This window comes from Aestuariimicrobium ganziense (assembly GCF_015352975.1).
GTDB classification, from domain to species: domain Bacteria; phylum Actinomycetota; class Actinomycetes; order Propionibacteriales; family Propionibacteriaceae; genus Aestuariimicrobium; species Aestuariimicrobium ganziense.
Genome location: NZ_JACYIZ010000005.1, coordinates 20,897 through 40,811, shown reverse-complemented (window position 1 = coordinate 40,811; position 19,915 = coordinate 20,897). Strand labels below are relative to the sequence as shown.

At 68.8% G+C, this 19,915-nt stretch carries 19 protein-coding genes and 1 pseudogene; 11 read left to right on the top strand and 9 right to left on the bottom strand.

Features of this window, described 5'->3' with window-relative positions:
* Positions 1 to 5: 5 nt before the first annotated feature.
* Entirely contained in the window at positions 6 to 773 is a 768-nt protein-coding gene (locus tag IE660_RS10295; protein WP_203568289.1) for a sterol carrier family protein, read from the bottom strand.
* A gap of 134 nt (positions 774 to 907) precedes the next feature.
* Between IE660_RS10295 and IE660_RS10290 the strand changes: the two genes are divergently transcribed.
* The gene (locus IE660_RS10290) at positions 908 to 3,901 is read left to right on the top strand and encodes a bifunctional [glutamine synthetase] adenylyltransferase/[glutamine synthetase]-adenylyl-L-tyrosine phosphorylase (RefSeq protein ID WP_203568288.1); all 2,994 of its coding nucleotides are present in this window, start codon (positions 908 to 910) and stop codon (positions 3,899 to 3,901) included.
* A 247-nt stretch (positions 3,902 to 4,148) separates the two neighbouring features.
* Here the strand turns inward: IE660_RS10290 and IE660_RS10285 are convergent, their stop codons facing one another.
* The 3 genes from IE660_RS10285 to IE660_RS16425 are packed head-to-tail and all read right to left on the bottom strand — an operon-like array spanning position 4,149 to position 8,822.
* Positions 4,149 to 4,520: a hypothetical protein gene (locus IE660_RS10285; protein WP_203568287.1), complete on the bottom strand. Its 372-nt coding sequence runs from the start codon at positions 4,518 to 4,520 to the stop codon at positions 4,149 to 4,151.
* Between the two features lie 47 nt (positions 4,521 to 4,567).
* On the bottom strand, positions 4,568 to 7,963 hold the full coding sequence (locus IE660_RS10280; RefSeq protein ID WP_203568286.1) for a GH92 family glycosyl hydrolase: 3,396 nt from the start codon (positions 7,961 to 7,963) through the stop codon (positions 4,568 to 4,570).
* A gap of 43 nt (positions 7,964 to 8,006) precedes the next feature.
* Positions 8,007 to 8,822, bottom strand: a complete 816-nt coding sequence (locus tag IE660_RS16425; RefSeq protein WP_203568285.1) for an NYN domain-containing protein — start codon at positions 8,820 to 8,822, stop codon at positions 8,007 to 8,009.
* Positions 8,823 to 8,934: 112 nt separating this feature from the next.
* Here IE660_RS16425 and IE660_RS10270 point away from each other — a divergent pair, with 112 nt between their 5' ends.
* The gene (locus IE660_RS10270) at positions 8,935 to 9,429 is read left to right on the top strand and encodes a DNA/RNA helicase domain-containing protein (protein WP_203568284.1); all 495 of its coding nucleotides are present in this window, start codon (positions 8,935 to 8,937) and stop codon (positions 9,427 to 9,429) included.
* Positions 9,430 to 9,492: 63 nt separating this feature from the next.
* On the opposite strand, the gene IE660_RS10265 is transcribed toward IE660_RS10270, so the two are convergent.
* Both IE660_RS10265 and IE660_RS16665 read right to left on the bottom strand, forming a co-directional pair.
* Positions 9,493 to 10,455, bottom strand: a complete 963-nt coding sequence (locus IE660_RS10265) for a DUF6884 domain-containing protein (protein WP_203568283.1) — start codon at positions 10,453 to 10,455, stop codon at positions 9,493 to 9,495.
* A gap of 162 nt (positions 10,456 to 10,617) precedes the next feature.
* A pseudogene (locus tag IE660_RS16665) lies at positions 10,618 to 10,815 on the bottom strand (DUF7662 domain-containing protein); the annotation flags it as partial.
* Positions 10,816 to 10,976: 161 nt separating this feature from the next.
* Between IE660_RS16665 and IE660_RS10260 the strand changes: the two are divergent.
* The 3 genes from IE660_RS10260 to IE660_RS10250 are packed head-to-tail and all read left to right on the top strand — an operon-like array spanning position 10,977 to position 14,608.
* Positions 10,977 to 12,221 (top strand): hypothetical protein, encoded by a 1,245-nt coding sequence (locus IE660_RS10260; RefSeq protein ID WP_203568282.1) that lies wholly within the window; start codon positions 10,977 to 10,979, stop codon positions 12,219 to 12,221.
* Between the two features lie 12 nt (positions 12,222 to 12,233).
* Positions 12,234 to 13,367, top strand: a complete 1,134-nt coding sequence (locus IE660_RS10255; RefSeq protein ID WP_203568281.1) for a P-loop NTPase family protein — start codon at positions 12,234 to 12,236, stop codon at positions 13,365 to 13,367.
* Positions 13,367 to 14,608, top strand: a complete 1,242-nt coding sequence (locus IE660_RS10250; RefSeq protein WP_203568280.1) for a vWA domain-containing protein — start codon at positions 13,367 to 13,369, stop codon at positions 14,606 to 14,608. Before IE660_RS10255 ends, IE660_RS10250 begins: the two co-directional genes overlap by 1 nt.
* A 27-nt stretch (positions 14,609 to 14,635) precedes the next feature.
* On the opposite strand, the gene IE660_RS10245 is transcribed toward IE660_RS10250, so the two are convergent.
* Both IE660_RS10245 and IE660_RS10240 read right to left on the bottom strand, forming a co-directional pair.
* On the bottom strand, positions 14,636 to 15,415 hold the full coding sequence (locus IE660_RS10245) for a nuclease-related domain-containing protein (protein ID WP_203568279.1): 780 nt from the start codon (positions 15,413 to 15,415) through the stop codon (positions 14,636 to 14,638).
* 52 nt (positions 15,416 to 15,467) lie between these two features.
* Positions 15,468 to 16,001 (bottom strand): potassium channel family protein, encoded by a 534-nt coding sequence (locus IE660_RS10240; protein WP_328701943.1) that lies wholly within the window; start codon positions 15,999 to 16,001, stop codon positions 15,468 to 15,470.
* Here IE660_RS10240 and IE660_RS16420 point away from each other — a divergent pair.
* The 6 genes from IE660_RS16420 (at position 15,906) to IE660_RS10210 (ending at position 19,112) form a co-directional block, all read left to right on the top strand.
* Positions 15,906 to 16,199 (top strand): excalibur calcium-binding domain-containing protein, encoded by a 294-nt coding sequence (locus tag IE660_RS16420; protein WP_203568277.1) that lies wholly within the window; start codon positions 15,906 to 15,908, stop codon positions 16,197 to 16,199. The genes IE660_RS10240 and IE660_RS16420 overlap by 96 nt on opposite strands.
* Before the next feature lie 213 nt (positions 16,200 to 16,412).
* Entirely contained in the window at positions 16,413 to 16,550 is a 138-nt protein-coding gene (locus tag IE660_RS10230; protein ID WP_203568276.1) for a hypothetical protein, read from the top strand.
* A complete protein-coding gene (locus IE660_RS10225) occupies positions 16,532 to 17,065 on the top strand; it encodes a hypothetical protein (RefSeq protein ID WP_203568275.1) in 534 nt (177 codons plus the stop codon). Before IE660_RS10230 ends, IE660_RS10225 begins: the two co-directional genes overlap by 19 nt.
* Positions 17,041 to 17,190 carry a hypothetical protein gene (locus IE660_RS10220; RefSeq protein WP_203568274.1) on the top strand — a complete coding sequence of 50 codons (150 nt, stop codon included), beginning with the start codon at positions 17,041 to 17,043 and terminating at the stop codon, positions 17,188 to 17,190. Before IE660_RS10225 ends, IE660_RS10220 begins: the two co-directional genes overlap by 25 nt.
* A gap of 72 nt (positions 17,191 to 17,262) precedes the next feature.
* Positions 17,263 to 18,300 (top strand): alpha/beta hydrolase, encoded by a 1,038-nt coding sequence (locus IE660_RS10215; protein WP_203568273.1) that lies wholly within the window; start codon positions 17,263 to 17,265, stop codon positions 18,298 to 18,300.
* 197 nt (positions 18,301 to 18,497) lie between these two features.
* The gene (locus tag IE660_RS10210; RefSeq protein WP_203568272.1) at positions 18,498 to 19,112 is read left to right on the top strand and encodes a hypothetical protein; all 615 of its coding nucleotides are present in this window, start codon (positions 18,498 to 18,500) and stop codon (positions 19,110 to 19,112) included.
* A 5-nt stretch (positions 19,113 to 19,117) separates the two neighbouring features.
* Here the strand turns inward: IE660_RS10210 and IE660_RS10205 are convergent, their stop codons facing one another.
* On the bottom strand, positions 19,118 to 19,834 hold the full coding sequence (locus IE660_RS10205) for an SDR family NAD(P)-dependent oxidoreductase (protein WP_203568271.1): 717 nt from the start codon (positions 19,832 to 19,834) through the stop codon (positions 19,118 to 19,120).
* Positions 19,835 to 19,915: the final 81 nt, after the last annotated feature.

Here is a 19,915-nt window from a genome sequence, read left to right as displayed (position 1 = left end):
CGGGGTCAGACCACGGGCAGCAGGGTGGCCACCTCGGCCGCGTGCGCCCCGGACGACTGCACCAGGTGCTGGGCCTGCGCCTCGTCCCAGCTGAGCGCCCCGGTCGCCAACTGGACGAAGGTGCGGGTGTCGGTCTCGACCACGTTGGGCGGGGTGCCGCGGGTGTGGGTGGGCCCCTGCCCGAGCAGCGCCACCTGCACCGCCACCGCCGGGGGCACGCGCACCTCGATGCTGGCTCCCGGGTGGCGCTCGGCCAACACTGCCGCCAACGCCCGGCTCGCCTCGACCAGAGCATCATCGGGGCAGTCCAGGTCTTCCCGCAGGGCGACTCCGATCGCCTCGACCAGCACCCCGCGCAGGTAGTCGATCAGCTTCGCCGTGCCGAACAGCGTCTCGACCGAGGCCGGCAGGTCGGGTGCGGTGAGCTGCAACTGCAGGTCGGCGAACAGGCGCCCGGCTTGGGGAATCAGCACGTCGGCCGGGTCGTTGCCGACCACCGAGGTGGTGAGTTGCTTCATGGTGGCGTCGGCTCGTCCGCGGTTGGCCAGGTGCTCCGAGAGGCTCGCGGGACGACGGGCCGTGGGCGCGGTCAGGGTCTGCAACGCGTCGGTGAGCAGGAACATCACCTGACCGGCGTGTTGGCGGGCTCGCCCGGGGTTGGCCGGCACCCAACCGGACGCGGTGGGCGAGGGCAGGATCGAGCGCAGTTGGTCCAGGGTGGCGGTGCAGACTCGGCGCAGGGCACGGTCGCTGCGTGCTGCCACGATGGTCACCTCCCGCAAGCTACGCAGATCAGGTGTCGAGTCGGTGACGACTCGGTGACCTGACATCGAACGTCGTGCTCACGAACTCTATCGGCCACCGAGCCACTAGATTCGTTGTCGACAAGCAGCGACGAGGAGGGGCGGTGAACCGCATCCAGACCACCCCGGGCGAACTGGCTCGCCGCGGCATCACCGCGGCCGAGTCCACAGTGGCGCTGGAACGCCTGGCCACCGCAGGGCTCGTCCTCGACGACCAACTGGCCCTGTTCGAGCGGGTCCCCGACCCCGACCAGGCGCTGGCGCTGCTCGCCGACCTGGCCGACGCCAGCCCCGACCTGCCGGCCCGGCTGCGCGACGACCTCGACGCCCTCGCCCGACTGCTGGGGGTGTTGGGCGGCAGCCACGCGCTCGGCATCCACCTCGTCCGCCACCCAGCCGATGTCGAGGTGGTGCTGGACGAGCCGCGCCGCTGGTCGTCCGACGAGATCCGCGACGACCTGCTCGCCGCCGTGGGTGCCCAACCGGATCCTGAGCACCCCGATCTGATGATGGCCTCGAACGAGGTGGCTGAGGATGACGGGCCTCGTCCGATGGCTCCGGGCGACCGGCTCAGGTTGGCCAACCGTCGCCAGCTGTGTCGGATCGCTGCCCGCGACCTGCCCCATCCTGATCCGGTCACGATCATGGACGACGTCGCCGGTGAACTGTCCGACCTGGCCGACGCGGTGCTGCACGCGGCGTTGGCGATCGCCCGGCTCGAGGTACCCCAGCACGCGCGTGCCCGGCTTGCGGTGATCGGTCTGGGCAAGTGCGGGGCGCAGGAACTGAACTACCTGTCCGACGTCGACGTGCTGTTCGTGGCCGAACCGGCCGATGACGACACCTCGACCGAGGTGGCGATGCAGGTGGCCACCAAGGTCGCCGGGGCGATGACCCGGGTGTGCTCTGGGCATGGCCAGGGCGGCTCGATCTGGGAACTGGACGCCGCGCTTCGTCCCGAGGGCAAGGCCGGGCCGCTGGTGCGCACGCTGGCCAGCATGGAGGCCTATTACCGCAAGTGGGCGCGCAACTGGGAGTTCCAGGCGATGCTCAAGGCCCGTCCGGTGTGCGGCGACCTCGAGCTGGGCGAGGCGTTCGTGGCGATGCTGGCACCGATGGTGTGGAGTGCCGTCGAGCGTGAGCACTTCATGGCCGAGACCCAGTCGATGCGCCAGCGGGTGGTCGACCACATTCCCTCGCGAGAGCGCCCGCGTGAGATCAAGCTCAGCGAGGGCGGCCTGCGCGACACCGAGTTCACCGTGCAGTTGCTGCAACTGGTGCACGGACGAGCCGACGAGTCGCTGCGGGTGCGGGCCACCCTGCCGGCGTTGCACGCGCTGGTCGACGGTGGCTACATCGGACGAGCCCCCGCCGCCGAACTCGACCGGGCCTACCGGTTCCAGCGGACGATGGAGCACCGGGCCCAGCTGGCGAGGCTGCGGCGCACCCACCTGGTGCCCGATGATCCGTCGGCAGTGCGCGCGCTGGGACGCGCGATGCGGCTCGGGGTCGACGACGACCTGTTCGAGGCGTGGCGTGACAGTGCGAGGCAGGTGCGCCAACTGCACCAGCGGGTGTTCTACTCCCCGCTGCTCGAGGCGGTCGCGAGGATCCCGTCGCCGGAGTTGCGGCTCACCCCCGATGCGGCCCGCGACCGGATGCGTGCGCTCGGCTTCGACGACCCGGCGGCGGCGCTTCGCCACATCGAGGCACTCACCCGCGGCACGACCAGGGCAGCCCAGATCCAGCGGCAGTTGATGCCGGCGATGCTGGGCTGGCTGGCCTCGGCGCCCAATCCCGACCACGGTCTGCTGGCCTTCCGGCAGGTGTCGGAGGCGTTGGGCGACTCGCCGTGGTACTTGCGGGCGCTGCGCGACGAGGGCGCCATGGCCGAGCGGTTGGCCAGGCTGTTGTCGACCAGCCGCCTGGTGGTCGACCTGCTCAAGCGGGCACCCGACACCGTCCAACTGCTCGCCGACGACGCCGAACTCACCCCGCGCAGCGTGGACGACCTGACCGCCTCGATGCGGGCGGTCGCCGGACGGCATCGCGACCCGGCCGATGCGATCAAGGCGATCAGGGCGGTGCGGCGCCGTGAACTGTTCCGGATCGCGGTCGCCGACCTGACCGACCGGATCGACCTGACCGGGGTCGGGTACGCGCTCACCGACCTGACCTGCGCGACCGTCGACGCGGCGCTCGACCTGGCCCTGGCCGAGGTCGAGGACCCGCCTCGGCTCGGCGTGGTGGCGATGGGACGGTGGGGCGGCCGTGAGATGGCCTACGGGTCGGATGCCGACGCGATGTTCGTGGTGGCCGACTCCGACGACCCCGACGCGGTCCGCAAGGCCGGGCAGGTGGTCACCAAGCTGCGCTCGTGGCTCACTGCTCCCGGGCCCGACCCCGGCGTCGACCTCGACCCCGACCTTCGTCCCGAGGGCAAGGGCGGGCCGATGGTCCGGTCGCTGTCGAGTTACCTGGCCTACTACCAGCGTTGGTCCGACACGTGGGAGGCGCAGGCCCTGGTCAGGGCCGGGCACGGTGCCGGCGACCGCGAGACCGTGCAGACGTTGCTGGACGAGGTGGGTCCCCGGCGTCACCCGGCCGAGGGAATCAGCCGAGCCCAGCTTGCCGACATCCGCAAGCTCAAGGCGCGGATGGAGGTCGAGCGGGTGCCGCGTGGCACCGACCCGAACCGCAACGTGAAGCTCGGTCCCGGTGGGCTGAGCGATGTGGAGTGGACGGTGCAGTTGCTGCAGTTGCAGCACGCCGGACGGCTGGGTGACGAGCACCCCGGGCTGAGGACGACCGAGACCCTGGCGGCGCTGCAGGCAGCGGTGGATGCCGAGCTGATCGAGAGCAGTGCGGCGGCGACCCTGCGTGAGGCGTGGGTGCTGGCCAGTCGGATCAGGAACGCGATCATGCTGTCGCGGGGACGAGCCAGTGACGTGATTCCGTCGGACGCCGGAGACCTGCCGTCGGTGACTGTGCTGCTGGGGTACGGGCCGGGGCGCGCGTCGGAGCTGTTGGAGGACCATCGCAGGGCCGCGCGACGGGCTGCGAGGGTCGTCGAACACTACTTCTGGGGACGCGAGTGACACTTGTCATCAGGCCGTAGTGACCTCTGTTAACAACATCCTGATCGGGCTTCCAGTGCGACCTGAGCGGGCATAAAGTTTGCTGTGGAAGGCTCGTGTGGGGGCACGGACCTGACGAGGGGGTGTCTGTCCTTCACCCTGGGCAGACCAAAGACTCCGCTCGAGCGTTCACGCCGAGCGGAGTCTTCACGTTTGGCGCCGATTGAGGTGCAAGCGTCAGCGAGCATCTCGAAACCCCGAACAGGGCTCACCGCCGAACCGGCAGCCAACTCCTCGGTACTGCCTCGCTCGATGTCTGCGGACCGGCCTCCTGCCCCGGGTCGTAGAACAGCCCTCGGTCCAAGTCGACCAGTATGAAGTGATCGGGCTGGACGTGCACCACGGCGAGCCCTGTCACCTCGTCCCAGGTCTCGGCCGGCATGACCTCACCGTGCGCGATGCCGAGTGCGTCGAGGCCAGCCATAATCTCGGTCCAGGTGCTGTAGTGCACGCCCGGGATCGGCCAGTCGATGATCGCGGCGATCTCGTCGTAGGTCCGTCCGCTCAGCATCTGCAGGACCACCACCCCACAGCCGTCGTCGCGGGGGAGTTGAGTGACGAAGGTCAGGGGAGTGTTCACGCCGAAATTCCAGCACGCCCGGCAGTGGGATCGAGCCGCCGCCCCTCTTAGTACAGCTCCAGCTGCCTCAGCCTCGCCGGGCCATCGGCGGTCAGCCGCAGGGCCCGCACGGGCCCCTCGGGCTCCACCAGGTACGCCTGGGTCTGGTCGGCCCACAGCGCCGAACGCCACCCGACGTGCAGCGGCTGCCATTCCTCCGATCCCTCCAGCCGCACGTCGATCCGCAGTGGGGGAGCGTCGCGGTCGTCGGTGGTCAGGGTCAGCAGCGAGCACGCCACCGGCTCTTCCCAGCCGAGCAGCAGCCGGTCGCCACGCCCCCAGTCCTCGGCCTCCCCCTGGTCGTCCACCAGCCCGGTCGACAGCCTCGCCCCGCTGGCGTCGTGGCGCTCGACCTGCGCACGCAGGGTCAGGTCCGACTGCCACGTCCGCCACAGCGGTCCGGGCGAGCCGCGCCAGGTGCTCAATGACTTCGGACGCGACTCCTTCGCCCAGTCCGACGGCTCGGGCCCGAGCCCGACCTCGAGCAGCACGTCGTCCTCGAAGACCGAGATCGGCACGGTGACGTCGTCCCAGACCTCGCCGTTGAGCGCCACCGACTGGATGTAGCGGCACTCGCGCACGCCCATCCCCTCGGGCACGCTCGCGCGCACCTCGATCGTCCGGTCGTTGTCGCGGCGGAAGCTGAACCGCTCGAACAGTGGCGCGGTGATCACGTACTCGCCCGAGGCCAGGTGCAGTGGATAGAGGCCCATGGCGCTGAACAGCCACCAGGCGCTCATCTCGCCGTTGTCCTCGTCGCCGGGGTAGCCCTGGCCGATGTCGGAGCCGACGAACAACCGGTGCAGGATCTCGCGGGTGAGCCACTGGGTGCGGTGGTGCTCGCCGGTGAACGCGAACATGTACGGCGTGTGGTGGGCGGGCTGGTTGCTGATGCCGATCTGCCCGAGCCTCAGCGAACGGGCCTCGAGCCGTTCGTGCATGCCGGCGGCATAGTGCCCAGAGGTGGACGCGGCTGCGTCCTCAGGGCTGGCGAGGGCGAGTTCGAGCTTGTCAGCGAGTGCGTGTTCACCGCCGAGGCGATCGGCGAGACCGGCGCCGTCCTGGGGTGCGTGGAAGGCCATGCCCCAGGCGTTGGTCTCGGTGTAGTCGGTGCCCCAGACCCGTGGGTCGAAGTCGCCAGGCTCGACTCGGAAGCTGCCGTCGGTGCCTCGTCCCTGCAGGAAGCCGGTGCGGTCGTCGAACAGGGCCGACCAGCTGAGTCCGCGGTTGCGGAACATCAGGGCGTTGGCGCAGAACTCGGCGCGGCGCTGCGGTACGCCCAGTTCGTCGGCGCGTTCAGCCAGGTCGGACGACCAGCGCGCCAGGGTCGCGTCGCAGGTGGCGTTCTCCATCGACCAGCTGAAGCCCTCGTCGGTGTCGGTGTCGATCCAGCCGACGAAGCGTCCCTTGCGTATGCCCTTGCGGCCGACGACGTCGTTGGGGGCCGGGGTGGTGGCGTTGCGCAGGGCGGAGTCGTAGGCCGAGACCTCGTCGAAGCGGATGCCGTGGCTGGCGGCGTCGGCGAAGACCTGGTCTGAGCTGGTGCCGACCATGCAGTCCAGTGGACCCGGGGCGACCCAGCGTCCGGTCCAGCCGCCGTCGCGGTAGGCCTGCACCTGGCCGTCGAGCAGGGTGCGGGCCAGGCGCGGGGTGAACAGGTGATAGGCCGGCCAGCACGTGCGGTAGGTGTCCCAGTAGCCGTTGTTGACGTGCAGTTGGCCGCGGACGACATGGGCGCCGGAGTGGTGGCGGCCGTGGTTGTGGCGCAGGTCGCGCCAGGGGGAGGCGTAGCCCCAGGTGGGGTTGGTCGCGGCATCGGGGCCGGTGGCGAGGTTCTCGTGGTGCTCGTTGGGCCAGGAGTAGAGCCGAGCGAGGTTGGAGTAGGCGGTGGTGAGCTGGTCAGGCGTGGCTCCCTCGATCTCGAGCCGGTCGAGCACGTCGTGCCAGGCGGTTTCGGCGCGGGATCGGACCTCGTCGAAGCCGGCGTCGCCGACCTCGAGTTCGAGGGTGCGGCGCGCTTGGGCGGTGGAGATGAAGCTCATCGCGACGGCCACTTCGAGTGGCTGGGTGGGGTCGGTGGCGGTGAGGACGACGGTCTGCTGGCGTCGGACTGGGAGACGGGCCCAGCGCGGCCAGTGCCTGGTGATCCAGCGTCCGACGTTGCCGGGCAGTTCGGGGATGCCCTCGCGGGTCCAGGTGCGGCGGGCGGTGACCGGTTGGCGGGTCTCGCCGTAGACATAGCCCTGCAAGGCGGGGTAGGGGCCCCGGTTGCGCTCGAAGCCCGGGTCGATGGTGGCGGTGAAGGACGCGCGCCCGTCAGGGAGCTCGGTGACACTGAGCGAGCCCGAGAAGGCCTGGTCGAGGATGACGCCGAACGGCTGGTTGGTCGAGGAACGAGCGCCTTCCTGGTCGGTCGAGTGATCGCGAGGAACGAGCGACGTGTCGGGACCACCCATCCCCGGCGCGACGAACCGGAACACCCCCGCCCGCGAGGTCGGCGTCATCTCGGCCTGCAGCCCGTTCCCAAAAGTCACCGCGTAGTGGTGCGGACGATCCAGCTCGTTGGCGTGACTGAACCGGAGTTGTCGTCCGAACACGTCGGCGTCGGCCTTGCGGGCCCACGGCATCAGCTGGAACCCGAACCGGTCTGCGATCCAGGGAGAGGGCTGGTGGCAGAACGCGAAGGCCTGCAGGCAGGGACGCGGGTCGGGGTCGCGGGCGTCCCCATGCCAGGAGTAGAGCCAACGCGACGACCGCGCGTCGGTGACCGGGGTGAGGAAGTTGAAGCCGTGGGGGAGGTTCACGTGCGGGAAGGTGTTGCCCCGCGAGATCGAGGTGCCCGAGTGGTTGTGGCTGCCCCGGGTGGTTCGCACCCAGTCGAGTGGTTGGTCGAGTAGCTCGCGAGGAACGATCGACCGTGTCGAGACCCCGAGCGACCGTGTCGAGACGCCCTCCAACATCGAAGGCTCAACGACCTGCACCCAGCCGTACCCACGCGACGCTGCACCCGAGACCAGTTCGAACGTCGCATCCTCGTCGACCTCGGACAAGTCGAGCCGGACAAGGTTCCACTGGTCGGTGACCCAAGCGCCCATCGTGTCGGCGCTGAACGGGCCCCCGTGCTGGTCGGTCAGGGTGCGCCTCGTCCCGTCGGCAGCGATCACGTCCAGGCCGACCAGTAGCGACGAGTGGTTGGCCACCTCACCGGAGAAGGTCAGCGCCGGGAACACTGCCAGCAGCAGCTCGCCAGACGTTCCCGCGGGAACGTCCAAGGGTGCCGATCCTGCGCCATCCATCGCGTAATGCCAGACCTGGCCGGGCACCAGTCCGACATTGGCCGTGGAGCTGCTCGGGTCGTCCGGTCCGGACGACGGCGTCAGGGTCAGGCCGCTGGGGAGATCCATGGGCGACGAGTCTAGAACTCAGGTGGCGCGCTGGCTGGGCTGGTCAGTGACTACTCGAGTCGGAGGCCTTCGACCGAGACCTCCGGGACGGAGCCTTCTTCTGCTTGAGCCGAACTTGGCTGCGCGAGCCGTCTGCACGGGTCTCCAGGTACGCCTGCTCGCTCAGAAGGGTGCTGAGCTTCTGATGGCCGAAGGCACGCGGGTCGAAGTCGGCGTGGGTGCGGCTCAGATGCTCGCCGACTCGTCCGAGCCACGCCCAGCCGTCGTCCCCTGAAGTGGCATTGATCGCCTTGGTGAGCGCGCTCTGCAGGTTAATCTGCACGGTCGGCGGGGTTTCATCAGTCTCTGTGGCAGGGTCTTCAGCCAGCACGTCCGGCACTGGCGCCGGGTCGGGCCGAGTCGCCTCGTCCCGGTTCTCGTGCAGCAACTCGAGGAAGATGAACTGGTCGACCGCCCGGCGCAGGGATTCGGGGGTCTTGCGCATGCCCAAGCCGTAGACGCGCTTGCCGGACTCGCGCAGCCGGGTCGCCAGCCGGGTGAAGTCCGAATCGGACGAGACCAGGGCAAACGCCTCGACGTTGCCCTGCCACAGCAGGTCCATGGCATCGATGATCAGGGCGGAGTCGCTGGAGTTCTTGCCGACGGTGTAGGCGAACGGCTGGACCGGCTGGATGGCGTGCCGGTGCAATTCGTTCTTCCACCCGGCGAGGTTCGAGGTTGTCCAGTCGCCGTAGGCGCGCTTGATGGTGGGGGTGCCGAACTTTGCCAACTCCTCGAGCAACGCTTCGGCATGCCTGGGTGTGACGTTGTCGCAGTCGATGAGCACGGCGATTCGCGTCGAGTTGCTGTCGGTGTCCACGGCTCAACCCTAGGCCCTCCGGGCGAGAGCGTCGTTCACCCGAAGACTGAGATGCCCGGGACGTTCCCGCGGGAACGTCCGCGCTACTCATGGCCTGGACGCAGACGATGTCTTGTCCGCATTCGACGTTGGCAAGGATGAGCGGGGTTACGACCTACTCATCGTCGACGACGCTCATCGACTCAACCACCGAGTTCCCCAGTCGGCCGCCATGCTCAACACCGCCTTTCGTGCGATCAACGAGCAACTGTTCGGCACGGACGACCCGGAGCCCACGCAGATCGACTGGATCGCCAAGCAGAGCCGCCATCAGATCTACCTCCTTGACGGACTCCAAGCCGTCAGACCTGCTGACTTGGCGGTCGAGACCACCCGCAGCCTTGTCGAGGTCGTCCGGCACGAGGGCCGGCACCACCGGCTGGTCAGCCAGATGCGCGTGCGCGCCGACTCTGACTACGTCGGCTACATCAGAGATCTGTTGGACGCACGGGATCCGGCTCCGCGCGACTTCGGCGATTACGACCTGAAGCTGTTCGATGATCTCGGCACCTACGTGTACGTGTGCGACGCCGAGCTGAGGGCGTTTCTGCGGAGGTGCTCGGAATAGGGCCACCCACCCAGCGGAGTGCGGGTCAGCGACCCCACCGGACGGGCTCGGGCGTCTTCGACCTCACTTCTCGTATCTGCGTAGTTCGCTGACCCGCTTACGAATCTCGGTTGTAGGCATCTTCGCCAGATTGAGCGGGGGGTCAAGGGCCTTGAGCATCTGAGACTCGAGGTGATCGAGGACGTCCGCGTCCTCCACAGGCATAGTCGCAACCCGAAGGTGTGCCCTCATCCAGGTGGTGAGTGACTCCTCCCCGATACCCGGGGAGTTGCCTGCTGAGAGGATTGCGGCGAGCGTCCGCCGGAAGGTGGAGAAGGCTGCCCGTTTGCCCAAGTGCATGCCTTTGATACGACCCCAGAGGGTGTTACGGGACTTCCGACCACTGCCAGTGCGAGTGGCACCGGCCAGCCCGGCATAGATGAGACCCGGCTCCAAAGCGAGCCCTAGCCCTTGTTCGAGATCGGCGGCACCTGCTTCGTCGATCCACCAGGTGTAGAGCCCCGGGCTGCGAAGGTCGAGACCGCCGGTTGCCAGGAACTCGTCGGGGGTCAAAGCGCTTGCCTCCTGGAGTGCCTCGAGCGACATTGGCTGAGCGCTTTGTGCCTCGTCGTTGAGCCGCTCAGTTGCCAGCTGGTTGTACCACCCGAGTTGTTGCCCTATTCCCAGATGCGCGAGCGGGCTCGTGATGGTGGCTCCGTTCCGCTCAAGCAGGGAGGACAATGGTTTGACGTAGTTGTGACCCGCATGCGCTTCGAAGGTCAACCCGTCGAGGTTTCCGAGCCTGCCGTGCAGCTGTTGGACGACGAGTTCACCCCAGGCTTTGAGCTCCCGGGCGGTCGCCCTGGCGAGCACGACATCGTAGGGATCGATGACTGTTTCGGGGTCGACGAGGCCGTGCAGGGCCGAGAGTATGAACCATGGCTTGCCTGTGTCCTCGACGTACGATCGCCTCTTGAGGAACAGGGTCGAGGTGTAGAGGTCTTTGGCCTTTGCCGCTGTCGTTCTCTTCCCTGAGACGCAACCCACGAGGTACAAGTCTGGTGCGGATACCGAACGGGCTTCGGATGGCCCCCGCTGGAGGTGGGCGGGTGCTTTCCTGCGTGTGGGTAGCTCCGGTTCAGCAGTTCGCGATGGCCTCGTGTTGTCGCTGCCCGTGCTCATCGTGCTCACCCCCAGGCGGCGCACGAATGTGACTTGGTGTCCGATCACCACGTTCACCGTCCGGAAGCCCGGCCACCCTTCCCGACCCCCGGCCCAGAAGGGTCGATGCTTCGTTGCGGATGGCGGTAGTCCGCCGACGAGGGCCTCGAGTTCCCTCCAGGTCAGCGTGATCTCGGTATCGACGTCTCGTAGAAGATCCCGTAAAGGTTGCCACGAGGCGTTCATGCCGCTCCCAAGATCTTGCTCCGGCTTGTCTGTTGGACAGGGGGGTTAAGCCTCCTGTGCTGATGTTCTCACCCGCGTCGCCGCTGGTCAGCGCCGCTGTGTGAGATCTCACCCCGACCAGCCCTCGAAAACTGTCAGACCCCCACCCCAGACTGAACTGGGTGACCCTCCACCAGCTCAGCACCTCGATCGGGCCGGGCCCCGACGGTGGCGCGCTCGAGCTGAGCGTCGAATGTCGCAGCCACGCCACGACCAGCAGCCACGTCAGTCACCCGGTCACCATCCACCCCGACTGGACCGTCGAGACCCCGCACGACCTCGACGCCGAGCGGGTCGCGATGGCGTTCGGCGGCTACTCGTCCTGCCTGACCTTGGTCGAGCGCACCATCCCCGCGTTCCGCCGGATCCTTCCGCTGCTGACCCGCCACCAGGCACTCGACCTTGAGCACGCGTCCGCCGACAAGTGGCGACCTGCGCCCAGGCAACGCATCAAGGGCTGCTGCCACAACGGGACCTCTTGGACGATCACCATCGTCGCCGCCCACCTGCGATCCACCGCCCACCTGGCCCTGCAGCACGACGTGCCCGAGTGGCAACTGGGCAACCTCATCGATGGTGCCGCCAGGGCTTGGGGGACGTTCGATCGTCCACCTGCCACAGCTCAGCGCACCGCTGCACTCATCCGCGAGGCCTGGGGACTCACCGACCTGTGGCGGGCCGGTCTGCACCCCGACACCGTCCATGCCCTGGCAGTCGAGTTCGCCATCCCTGGCGAGCAACTGCCCGTCGACCTGCTCGTCCACCTCATCCACGGCACAGTCGATCGCACCTGGCTGCGACAGGTGATCGACCAGCACCCCGACCCTGACACCGCGGTGTGGCTGGCCAGCCTGCACGCGCCCCACCACCTCGCGGACGCCGACACGTGGGCAAGGTGGCTCGGGTTCGGCATTCGCCGCGCCGACGTCCTGACCGCCGTGCATGCCGGACTCGACCCCGACGACGTCGAACACCTCGCCACACTCCGGCGCTGGACGACCGCCCGCGCCGCCAGCTTCGTCATCGCCTGGAACGCCGCCGGCAGCACCCTGTCGCGCAGGGAACTCCTCGTCCTCGCCCAGGTCAGCGCCACCGACCCGCCCACCGCCGGCGCCCTCGACACCCTCGTCGACCGGGTCGTCCCGCCCGACGGCCCAGCCCAGTGTCCCGACCCACCGCTTCGCTCCGACCTCGGCGCACTGCTGGCCGTCCTTGGATCAGCCCCCGCCGTGATGCGAGCCCTGCGCGCCGGCGTCCGACGACTCGACGACCTCCCCGCCCACCTGGCCGACCTCGGCGACAACGCCCCGTCCGACCCCCAACGCCTCGCGACGGCCCTCGCCACCGCGAACAGCACGACGACCTGAAGGACGGATGCCATGACCATCACCACCCGCTTCGACTACGAGAACGCGCTCCAGGCGCTCGGCATCTGCGTCAGTGCCCGCATCCCCGCGCTGCTGTGGGGCAACCCCGGCGAGGGCAAGACCGCGGCCGTCGAGGCGGTGACCGACCAGGGTTGGCACGTCGAGACCGTCATCATCACCCACAGCGAACCTTCCGACTTCGCCGGCCTGCCGGTGGTCACCCCCGACGGGTCGGTCAACCTTGCCCCACCCGGCTGGGCCAAGCGGCTGGCCGAGCACGACGGACCCTCGATCGCCTTCTTCGACGAGTTCTCCACCGCCTCACCGGCGCTGCAGGCTGCGGCCCTTCGTCCGCTCACCCACTACCAGGTCGGCAACCTCGTGCTGCCCGACAGCGTCTCGTTCGTCGCTGCCGCGAACCCCGCCGACGTGGCTGCCGCGGGCTGGGAACTCGCCGCCCCCACCGCTTCACGCTTCGTCCACCTCGACTGGGCGCTGCCGCACGAGGTGTATGCCGAGAGCCTGGTCACCGGTCAGTGGCCGACCATGCCGGTCCACCAAGAACCTGCTGACTACCAGCGACACCTCGACCGCGAGCGGGTTTTCGTGTCGGGGTTCCTGCGGATCCGTCCGTCGCTGCTCAGCGCGATTCCCGGCGACACCACCGACCGCGGACGAGCCTTCCCCACCCCACGCACCTGGGACTACGCCGCGCGCCTGGCCGCGTTCGCCCGGGCCGTCGGTGCTGGGGACGACGTGAGGCGGCTGCTGGTCGAGGGGTGCCTAGGTAGTGCTGCGGCGTTCGAGTACCTGCGCTGGGCGTCGGTGCGCGACCTGCCCGACCCGGACGACCTGCTCAGCAACCCGATGCTGGCCGCCTTCCACGGGGTGCGGCCCGACCGGGTCTACGTGGTGCTGCAGTCGGTGCTGGCCGCGGTCGTCCGGGAACCCACCCCCGAACGCTGGACGGCCGCGCTGGACGTCTGCGGGATTGCCGCCAAGGCGACCAGCATCGACCCGGCGGTGCCGGTGGTGCGGGCACTGATGCGGCCCGAGATCCGCCCCGTCGGGTGCCCGGTGCCGTCGTCGATCAAGGTGTTCGCCCCGGCGCTCGCGCTGGCCGGACTGCTGCCCGGGGCGGCGTGATGGACCTCGACAAGATCGCCGCGGCCAAGTTGTGGCTGATCAGCCCGCCGGTGGTCGCCCGCCAGAACGACGCACCTCGCGACCTGCCCTACCTGACCCACGCCCTGTATGCGCTGGTGGCCGTGCCGTCGAACGAGGTCGAACGGATGACCTGCGACGAGTGGTGGCGGATCTACGTGAACCCCGACTGGCTCGACCAGACCCCGGTGCCTGACGTCGCCCGCGAGATGGCCCACCTGGTCTGGCACCTGCTGTCGGATCACGCCAACCGGGCCCGCGACCAGCGCGTCGACGTCACCAACCACGCCGCCTGGAAGACCGCCAGCGACCTGACCATCCGCGAGACCCTCACCCTGGACGAACTCGTCCCCGAACCCTTCCCAGCCCACGCCGACGACCGGCTGCCACTGGGACGCTCGGCGGAGGAGTACTTCGCCACTCTCACACGGATGCCAGCCAATGGGAGAGGGAATGACGGGTCGCTGCCCCACGGCGAGGGCTGCGGCAGTGGCGCCGATGGCATCCGACGCGCTGGTGAACTGGACCCCGACGCGGCGACGGCAGCGGTGACCCGGTTCGAGGCCGACGAGATCCGCCACCAGGTGGCCATCGACTTCCAGGGCCACATCACCGACCACGGGAACGTGCCGGCCAACCTGCTGCGCTGGGTGCGCGAGACCCTGCAGCCGGTGGTGCCGTGGGAGCCGATCCTGGCCCGGACCGTGCGTCGCTGCGTGGGGTGGGCGTCTGGACGAGGCGACTTCACCTACTCCCGGCCGTCGCGCCGGGCGGGGTCAGTGCGCGGCGTCGTCCTGCCCGGGCAGCACCGACAGGTGCCAAAGATCGCGATGGTGGTCGACACCTCGGCCAGCATCGACGACGGGTTGCTGTCACGGGCGATGGCTGAGGTCGACGGCGCGATCGCCGTGCTCGGGGTGGCTGGGACGCAGGTGACGGTCTACTCGGTCGACGCCGAGGTGCACACCGCAGGCCGGGTTTCGAGGGCCAAGGACGTGGTGCTGGCCGGTGGTGGCGGCACTGACATGCGCAAGGGGTTGGAGGCGGCGGTGCAGGCCCGCCCCCGGCCCGACGTGGTGGTCGTGATCACCGACGGGTTCACTCCGTGGCCGGCAAGACCTCCGCTGCGGGCGCCCGTGGTGGTGGCCCTGCTGGGACGACGCTCCTTCCCTCGTCCGCCGACGCCGGAATGGGCGGTGCGGGTGGAGTGCCTGGCCGACTGAGTCAACAGGAATGGGGGCGCGAGAGAGCTAGCTGGTGCGAGGGGTGGCCCACGCGCCCCTAACGGCCGCGGTCACCCGCTCGACGTGCTCTGGCTGCAACCGGGTCGGCTGCGAGGTGAGCCACTCCACCAGGTGGTCACCTGCAATGAAGGGAGTTCGTTCGCCGCTGATTCGTTCGGGAAACTCGGACCAGATCACCACCCCCGCGTTCACCCACTGGCGGATTCGGCTGACAGAGGCGATGCGGTCAGACGTCTGCCGAGCCAGGGAGAGCACGGCGGACGAACCATCCCACCGGTTCGGCCGCTTGGCACCCCAAGGAGTGATGAACGCCACCGACCCGGACACCTCGACCGTCCCTGACCAGTTCTTCGTGTCAAGGACGAACACCCCTGCCGGTCCCACGACCAGGTGGTCGATGTTGCCGCGTCCTGTGTCGATGTCGTGAAGGACCGTCCACTCCTTCGGGAGCTTGGCCAACTCCTTTGCCGTACGTTCCTCGCCCCACGCCCCGGTCTGCCAGTTCGCGATCGATGACGGCGGCGAGTCACGAAGGATCAGCCATCCCATGATCATCGCGCCCGCGATCAATCCGGCTCCCCAGATCACGGACCAGTGGGGCCGGTAGGCGTAGTAGATGATGCCGATGATCTGCGAGACGACGAAGAACGCCCACCAAGCCAGACCGAACAGAGCGAAGTAGCGGCGCTTGCGCCTCAGCCAGGCCTTGCGCATTTCGCGGTAGTTCTGGTGCGCGCTCGCCCCTGCCTTGCTGGGTTTGCCGTCCAGGCGCTTGTCGGGGGCCACTTCCTCAGTCTAGGCAAGCGGGCCCCTGGGAGCAGCCGGGTCTGAAGGGGTGTCAGAGACCGTGTCTCCGCTCAGGTCTGGCGCCTGCCTCCTCCGAGACCTGGGCCCGCCGCAGAATCCACGAGGCGACCGCTGCGGTCACCGCTCCGACCACGCCGATCCCCATGACCATCAGCACCACAGCGACCGCTCGTCCCTCGCCGGTCACCGGATAGCGGTCGCCGTACCCGACCGTGGTGACCGTGGTGCAGGCCCACCAGAGAGCGTCCCCGAAGTCGGTGATGTTGGCCTCGGGCGACTTCCTCTCCGCATCGAGCACCGCCAGAGCCCCCAGCAGCACGGCCATGCCCGCAGCGCCAGTCACGTAGACGAGCACGCGTCCGGCCACCGTGCCCGCCGCCGACCTGTCGAGGATGCGCAGAAGAGCCAACAGTCGCAGAAGCCGAAGTGGTCGGAGCATCGGCACCAGCACCAAGGCCACGTCGTACCAGTGACTGAGCGCGTACATCCTGCGGTTCTCTGCCAGGAAGAGCCGGACGACGAGATCGACTGTGAAGGCGCCCCAGACCGTCCATGTGCCGTCCAGACCTCAAAGGCCCCTGCGCCTAAGCCCACGACGACGAAGAAGGCGCCGGCGCCCAAGCCCACGACCGCGGCTCCGAAGGACGTTTACTACAAGAACTGCTCCGAAGCTCGCGCGGCAGGTGCCGCACCGATCTACCGCGGCCAACCGGGCTACGCGAGCCATCTCGATCGCGACAACGACGGCGTCGCCTGCGAGTGATCATCTGTGGGAACGCCGCGGCCCATCCCGCGCGTCCCTAGCGCCATACCCGGGACCTCGTCCGAACCCACTCGCCTCCAACGACGCAGCCTGCTCGCTGTCGCCGCTGCCTCCGCCACACTCGGTCTCGCCGGATGTGGCCTCGGCTCCTCGCGAAACAGAGCCACCAGCACCAGTTCAACCGTGCAGTCCGCACCGCCACGCATGCCGTCGTTGAACCAAGAAGTCGTGCTCGAGAACGCCGGTGGTCTGGTCGGCATCGGTAGCGTCTGGATGTCGTCCGACCTGGTGATGGTCACCGGGGCTTCCCGGACGCCGAGCGCTACGGCGCTGTGGCTTCGGTCGACCTGACCAGCGGTGAGCAGCTGTGGTCCAGCTACGCCAAGGATCCGCGGTGGCGTGCCGAACTCGAGATCGGCCAGAGCGTCTCGCTTGGCTTCCAGCTGCACGACACCACCGAGGCGCTGGCTCTGGCCGCGATCCAGGACATCCCCGACACCGAGAACGCTGGAGCCTCACTGATGGCCGTCGACGGACGGACCGGACGCACGCGCTGGGTCGTCCCGGTGGTGGCGCCCGAACCACGTCGGGACGGCCGGGTCAGGAGTTCGTTCGGTGTGGTCGGAGCCGCCGGCGATGTCGTGGTGGTGCAGAGCGGCCCTGCCGACGCCGTGGCCGGTGGCGAACCTCGGCCCGACGTGATGACTATCCGCGGCTTGTCGGCCAACGACGGCAGCACGTTCTGGGAGCGCAAGTACTTCGCCGCCCAGCACGTCGCACAAGGACGAGTGCTCGGCCACCACCCGCCAGACCCCGGTTGCTGCGTGATGGAGTCGTCTGGGTGCTGGGGTCCGAGGCCCGTCTGACTCCGCACGCTCGGACGGGCAGGCAGATCGGCGATCCGCTGCCCGCGCCGGTGAAGCTGTGGCGCGACGACCTGGTGGCCGTGGCCAGGCGCAACGAGGGCTGCACGGTGATCCAGCTGTCGTGAGCCTGGGTGGTTGGAGGCCAGAAGGGCCACGCCGCACGTAGGTTGGTGACAACCGCAGGCAAGGAGCACCCGATGGCCACCACCGTGCACCCCGATCGCACCGTCACCTTCACCCTCGCCGCACCCGAGGCCACCAGCGTCGGGTTGGTCGGCGGCTGGCTGCCGTGGCCACCGGAGGCGATCCCCATGGCCAAGGACGATGACGGCATCTGGAGCCTCACCGTCGGTCCGCTGCCGCCGGAGTGGTACGAGTACCACTTCGTGGTCGACGGCGTCCCCACCGCCGACCCCGACAACCCCACCGTCGTCCAGGCCCACCCGCAGGACACCATGCTGATGGTGCCAGGGCCGGGCACCGAGTTCTTCCAGGAGCGCGACGTCCCCCACGGACGGGTCGAGCCGCTCACCTACCACTCCGAGGTGGTGGGAACTGAGCGCCGGGCAATGGTCTGGTCACCGCCGCGAACCCACGACGAGCCGCTGCCGCTGCTGGTGCTGATGCACGGCGGTGGTGGTGACGAGCTCGACTGGGTCGTGCAGGGACGAGCGCCGATCATCCTCGACAACCTGCTGGCCGATGGCGCGATCACGCCGATGCTGGTGGTGATGCCGGCCATGATGCTGTCTGGCAACGTCGGACCCGGGCAGCTGGTCGTCCCACCCGCTGACAAGGCACCGGACGAGATCGTCGACAACCTGCTGCCCGCCATCGAGAAGGCCTACCCGGTCGCCACCGATCCCTCACGACGAGCGCTGGCTGGGCTGTCGATGGGCGGCTTCTTCACCTGGGACACGTTGATCATGCGGCCCGGGGTCTTCGCCTGGTACGGCGACTTCAGCTCCGGCTACTTCCCCGACGGCATCGACTGGCTCCGCACTGAGGGGCGTCACCTGCTCGACAACCCGGCCATCAACGACCAGACGATCCTGCACGCCATCTACTGCGACGAGATGGACGCCGCCTGGCCCAACAACGTCAACACCCGGGCTGTCTTCGACGAGTTCGGCGTCAGCTACACCTTCATCGAGGTGGAGGGCACCAACGGCCACACCTTCACCAGTTGGCGACGGCACCTGCGCGACTTAGCCCCCCGAGTGTTCCGCTCCTGAGGGAGCTGCGGCGCGCTGCGGGCGCACTCTGAGCGGGGCCCCGACCTACTTGCCGCCGCACGTGCTGGCAGCTGTTTGATGGTTTCGTGCCACGCGATTGCCGAAAACGGCCAAATGCGATCGATCCGGCGAATCGCGTGGCGCGAAACCATCAAACCCGGCAATTGACCGAGCTCCAGCCGTGCCACAGTGGCCCCATGCCAGAGACCCCGCGCCAGTGGTACGACCGCGTCGTCCGAGCGATCGAGGACGATGGCCACCGCGAGACCGACCTGCCCTCGTGGACCAGCTGGCCCTGGACTGGCGAACTCACCGTCAAGGCACTCGACGAGCCGGTCGAGACCGAACCTGATCGCCGCGGTGTCGGCGGGGTCGACTGCCACAGCTGCGCCACCGGAGCCGACCCCGCGACCGGGGGTGCGGTCTGGTGGGACGAACTGTTCTTCGTGGTGCCGGCCAGGTCGTCATCCCTGCCGTTCGCGATGTTCCTGATGCCGCGCCGCCACTGTGACCTGGCCACCATGACCCCCGAGGAGGCCCGCCGACAAGGGGAGTTGCTGACCGCCCTCGAGCAGACCGCGACCGCGACCATGTCGGTCCCTCGCATCCAGGTCGCCCGCTGGGGCGATGGGGGAGAGCACCTGCACTGGTGGGTTTATGCCCGGCCCACCGGCATGCTGCAGTTGCGTGGCACCTTCCTGTCGCACTGGGACGACCTGCTGCCGCCTCGTCCGCTCGACGACGTGGCCGCCGATGCCCGCGTGTGGGCGGCCGACCTGGTCACCCGGGTCGGCGGCACCGCCGCGAGCTGACGCCGTCAGCGGGGCAGAGCGATCCCGGTGCGCGACTCCAGCACCGCCAACAACTCGTCCTGGAAGTTCTCGTCCAGTGCCGATCGGTGCGGGGTCTGGGTGCTCCGGTGGTACCAGTACCCGCCGGTGCGCGGCTTCACGTTGTCGGCGGTGGCCAGCCAGGTCTGGGTCTGGTGCCCCGCGGTCAGGTCGTCCGGGGCGCCGGAGCCGCCCATCCGGGTCGGCACCCAGCCCGGGTCGACCGCGTGCGAGCAGACGTCGTCCCACAACCGGGCCACCGCCATCGCCAGTGCCGTCACGTAGAGCTTGCTGTCGGAGTAGCTGACGCGTCCTCGTCCAGACAGCCCGCGCAGCGACGCCGAGCCACCACGGTGCATGTCGCTGGACAGGTAGACCAACCGGGCAGGTCGCTCCATCAAGGCCGTCATCAGGTACGGGGCGTCGACGTTGACCTCGGCCACGGGGCCATCCATCACGCCGGCGTTGTGGATCACGGCGTCGAATCGTCCGAACGCGTTCGCGGCCTCGGCGACCGCCCGGGCGCCCTCGTGGGTGCCGAGGTCGCCGTGCACAGCACCGAGCAACTGCTGCAGCCACGGCTGACCCTCGATCCGCGCGGCCGAGCGGGCGTGCACCACCACCTCGTGCCCTTCGTCGACCAGCGCCTGCGCGGCGTTGAGACCAAGGCCCGTGGACGAACCGGTGACCAGGATGAGTGCCATGTTCCCACCCTACGAGGGAGCCGATGACCCCACCCGAGGACGACCGCTGGTTTGGTTGCTGGGCCTTGAGAATGGGCGGAT

Excerpts from the sequence above, each read along its gene's own strand:
- IE660_RS10280 (WP_203568286.1), bottom strand. The coding sequence starts at position 7,963 with ATGGATCTCCCCAGCGGCCTGACCCTGACGCCGTCGTCCGGACCGGAC.
- IE660_RS10255 (WP_203568281.1), top strand. The coding sequence starts at position 12,234 with ATGACCATCACCACCCGCTTCGACTACGAGAACGCGCTCCAGGCGCTC.
- IE660_RS10250 (WP_203568280.1), top strand. The coding sequence starts at position 13,367 with ATGGACCTCGACAAGATCGCCGCGGCCAAGTTGTGGCTGATCAGCCCG.
- IE660_RS10215 (WP_203568273.1), top strand. The coding sequence starts at position 17,263 with ATGGCCACCACCGTGCACCCCGATCGCACCGTCACCTTCACCCTCGCC.
- IE660_RS10210 (WP_203568272.1), top strand. The coding sequence starts at position 18,498 with ATGCCAGAGACCCCGCGCCAGTGGTACGACCGCGTCGTCCGAGCGATC.
- IE660_RS10205 (WP_203568271.1), bottom strand. The coding sequence starts at position 19,834 with ATGGCACTCATCCTGGTCACCGGTTCGTCCACGGGCCTTGGTCTCAAC.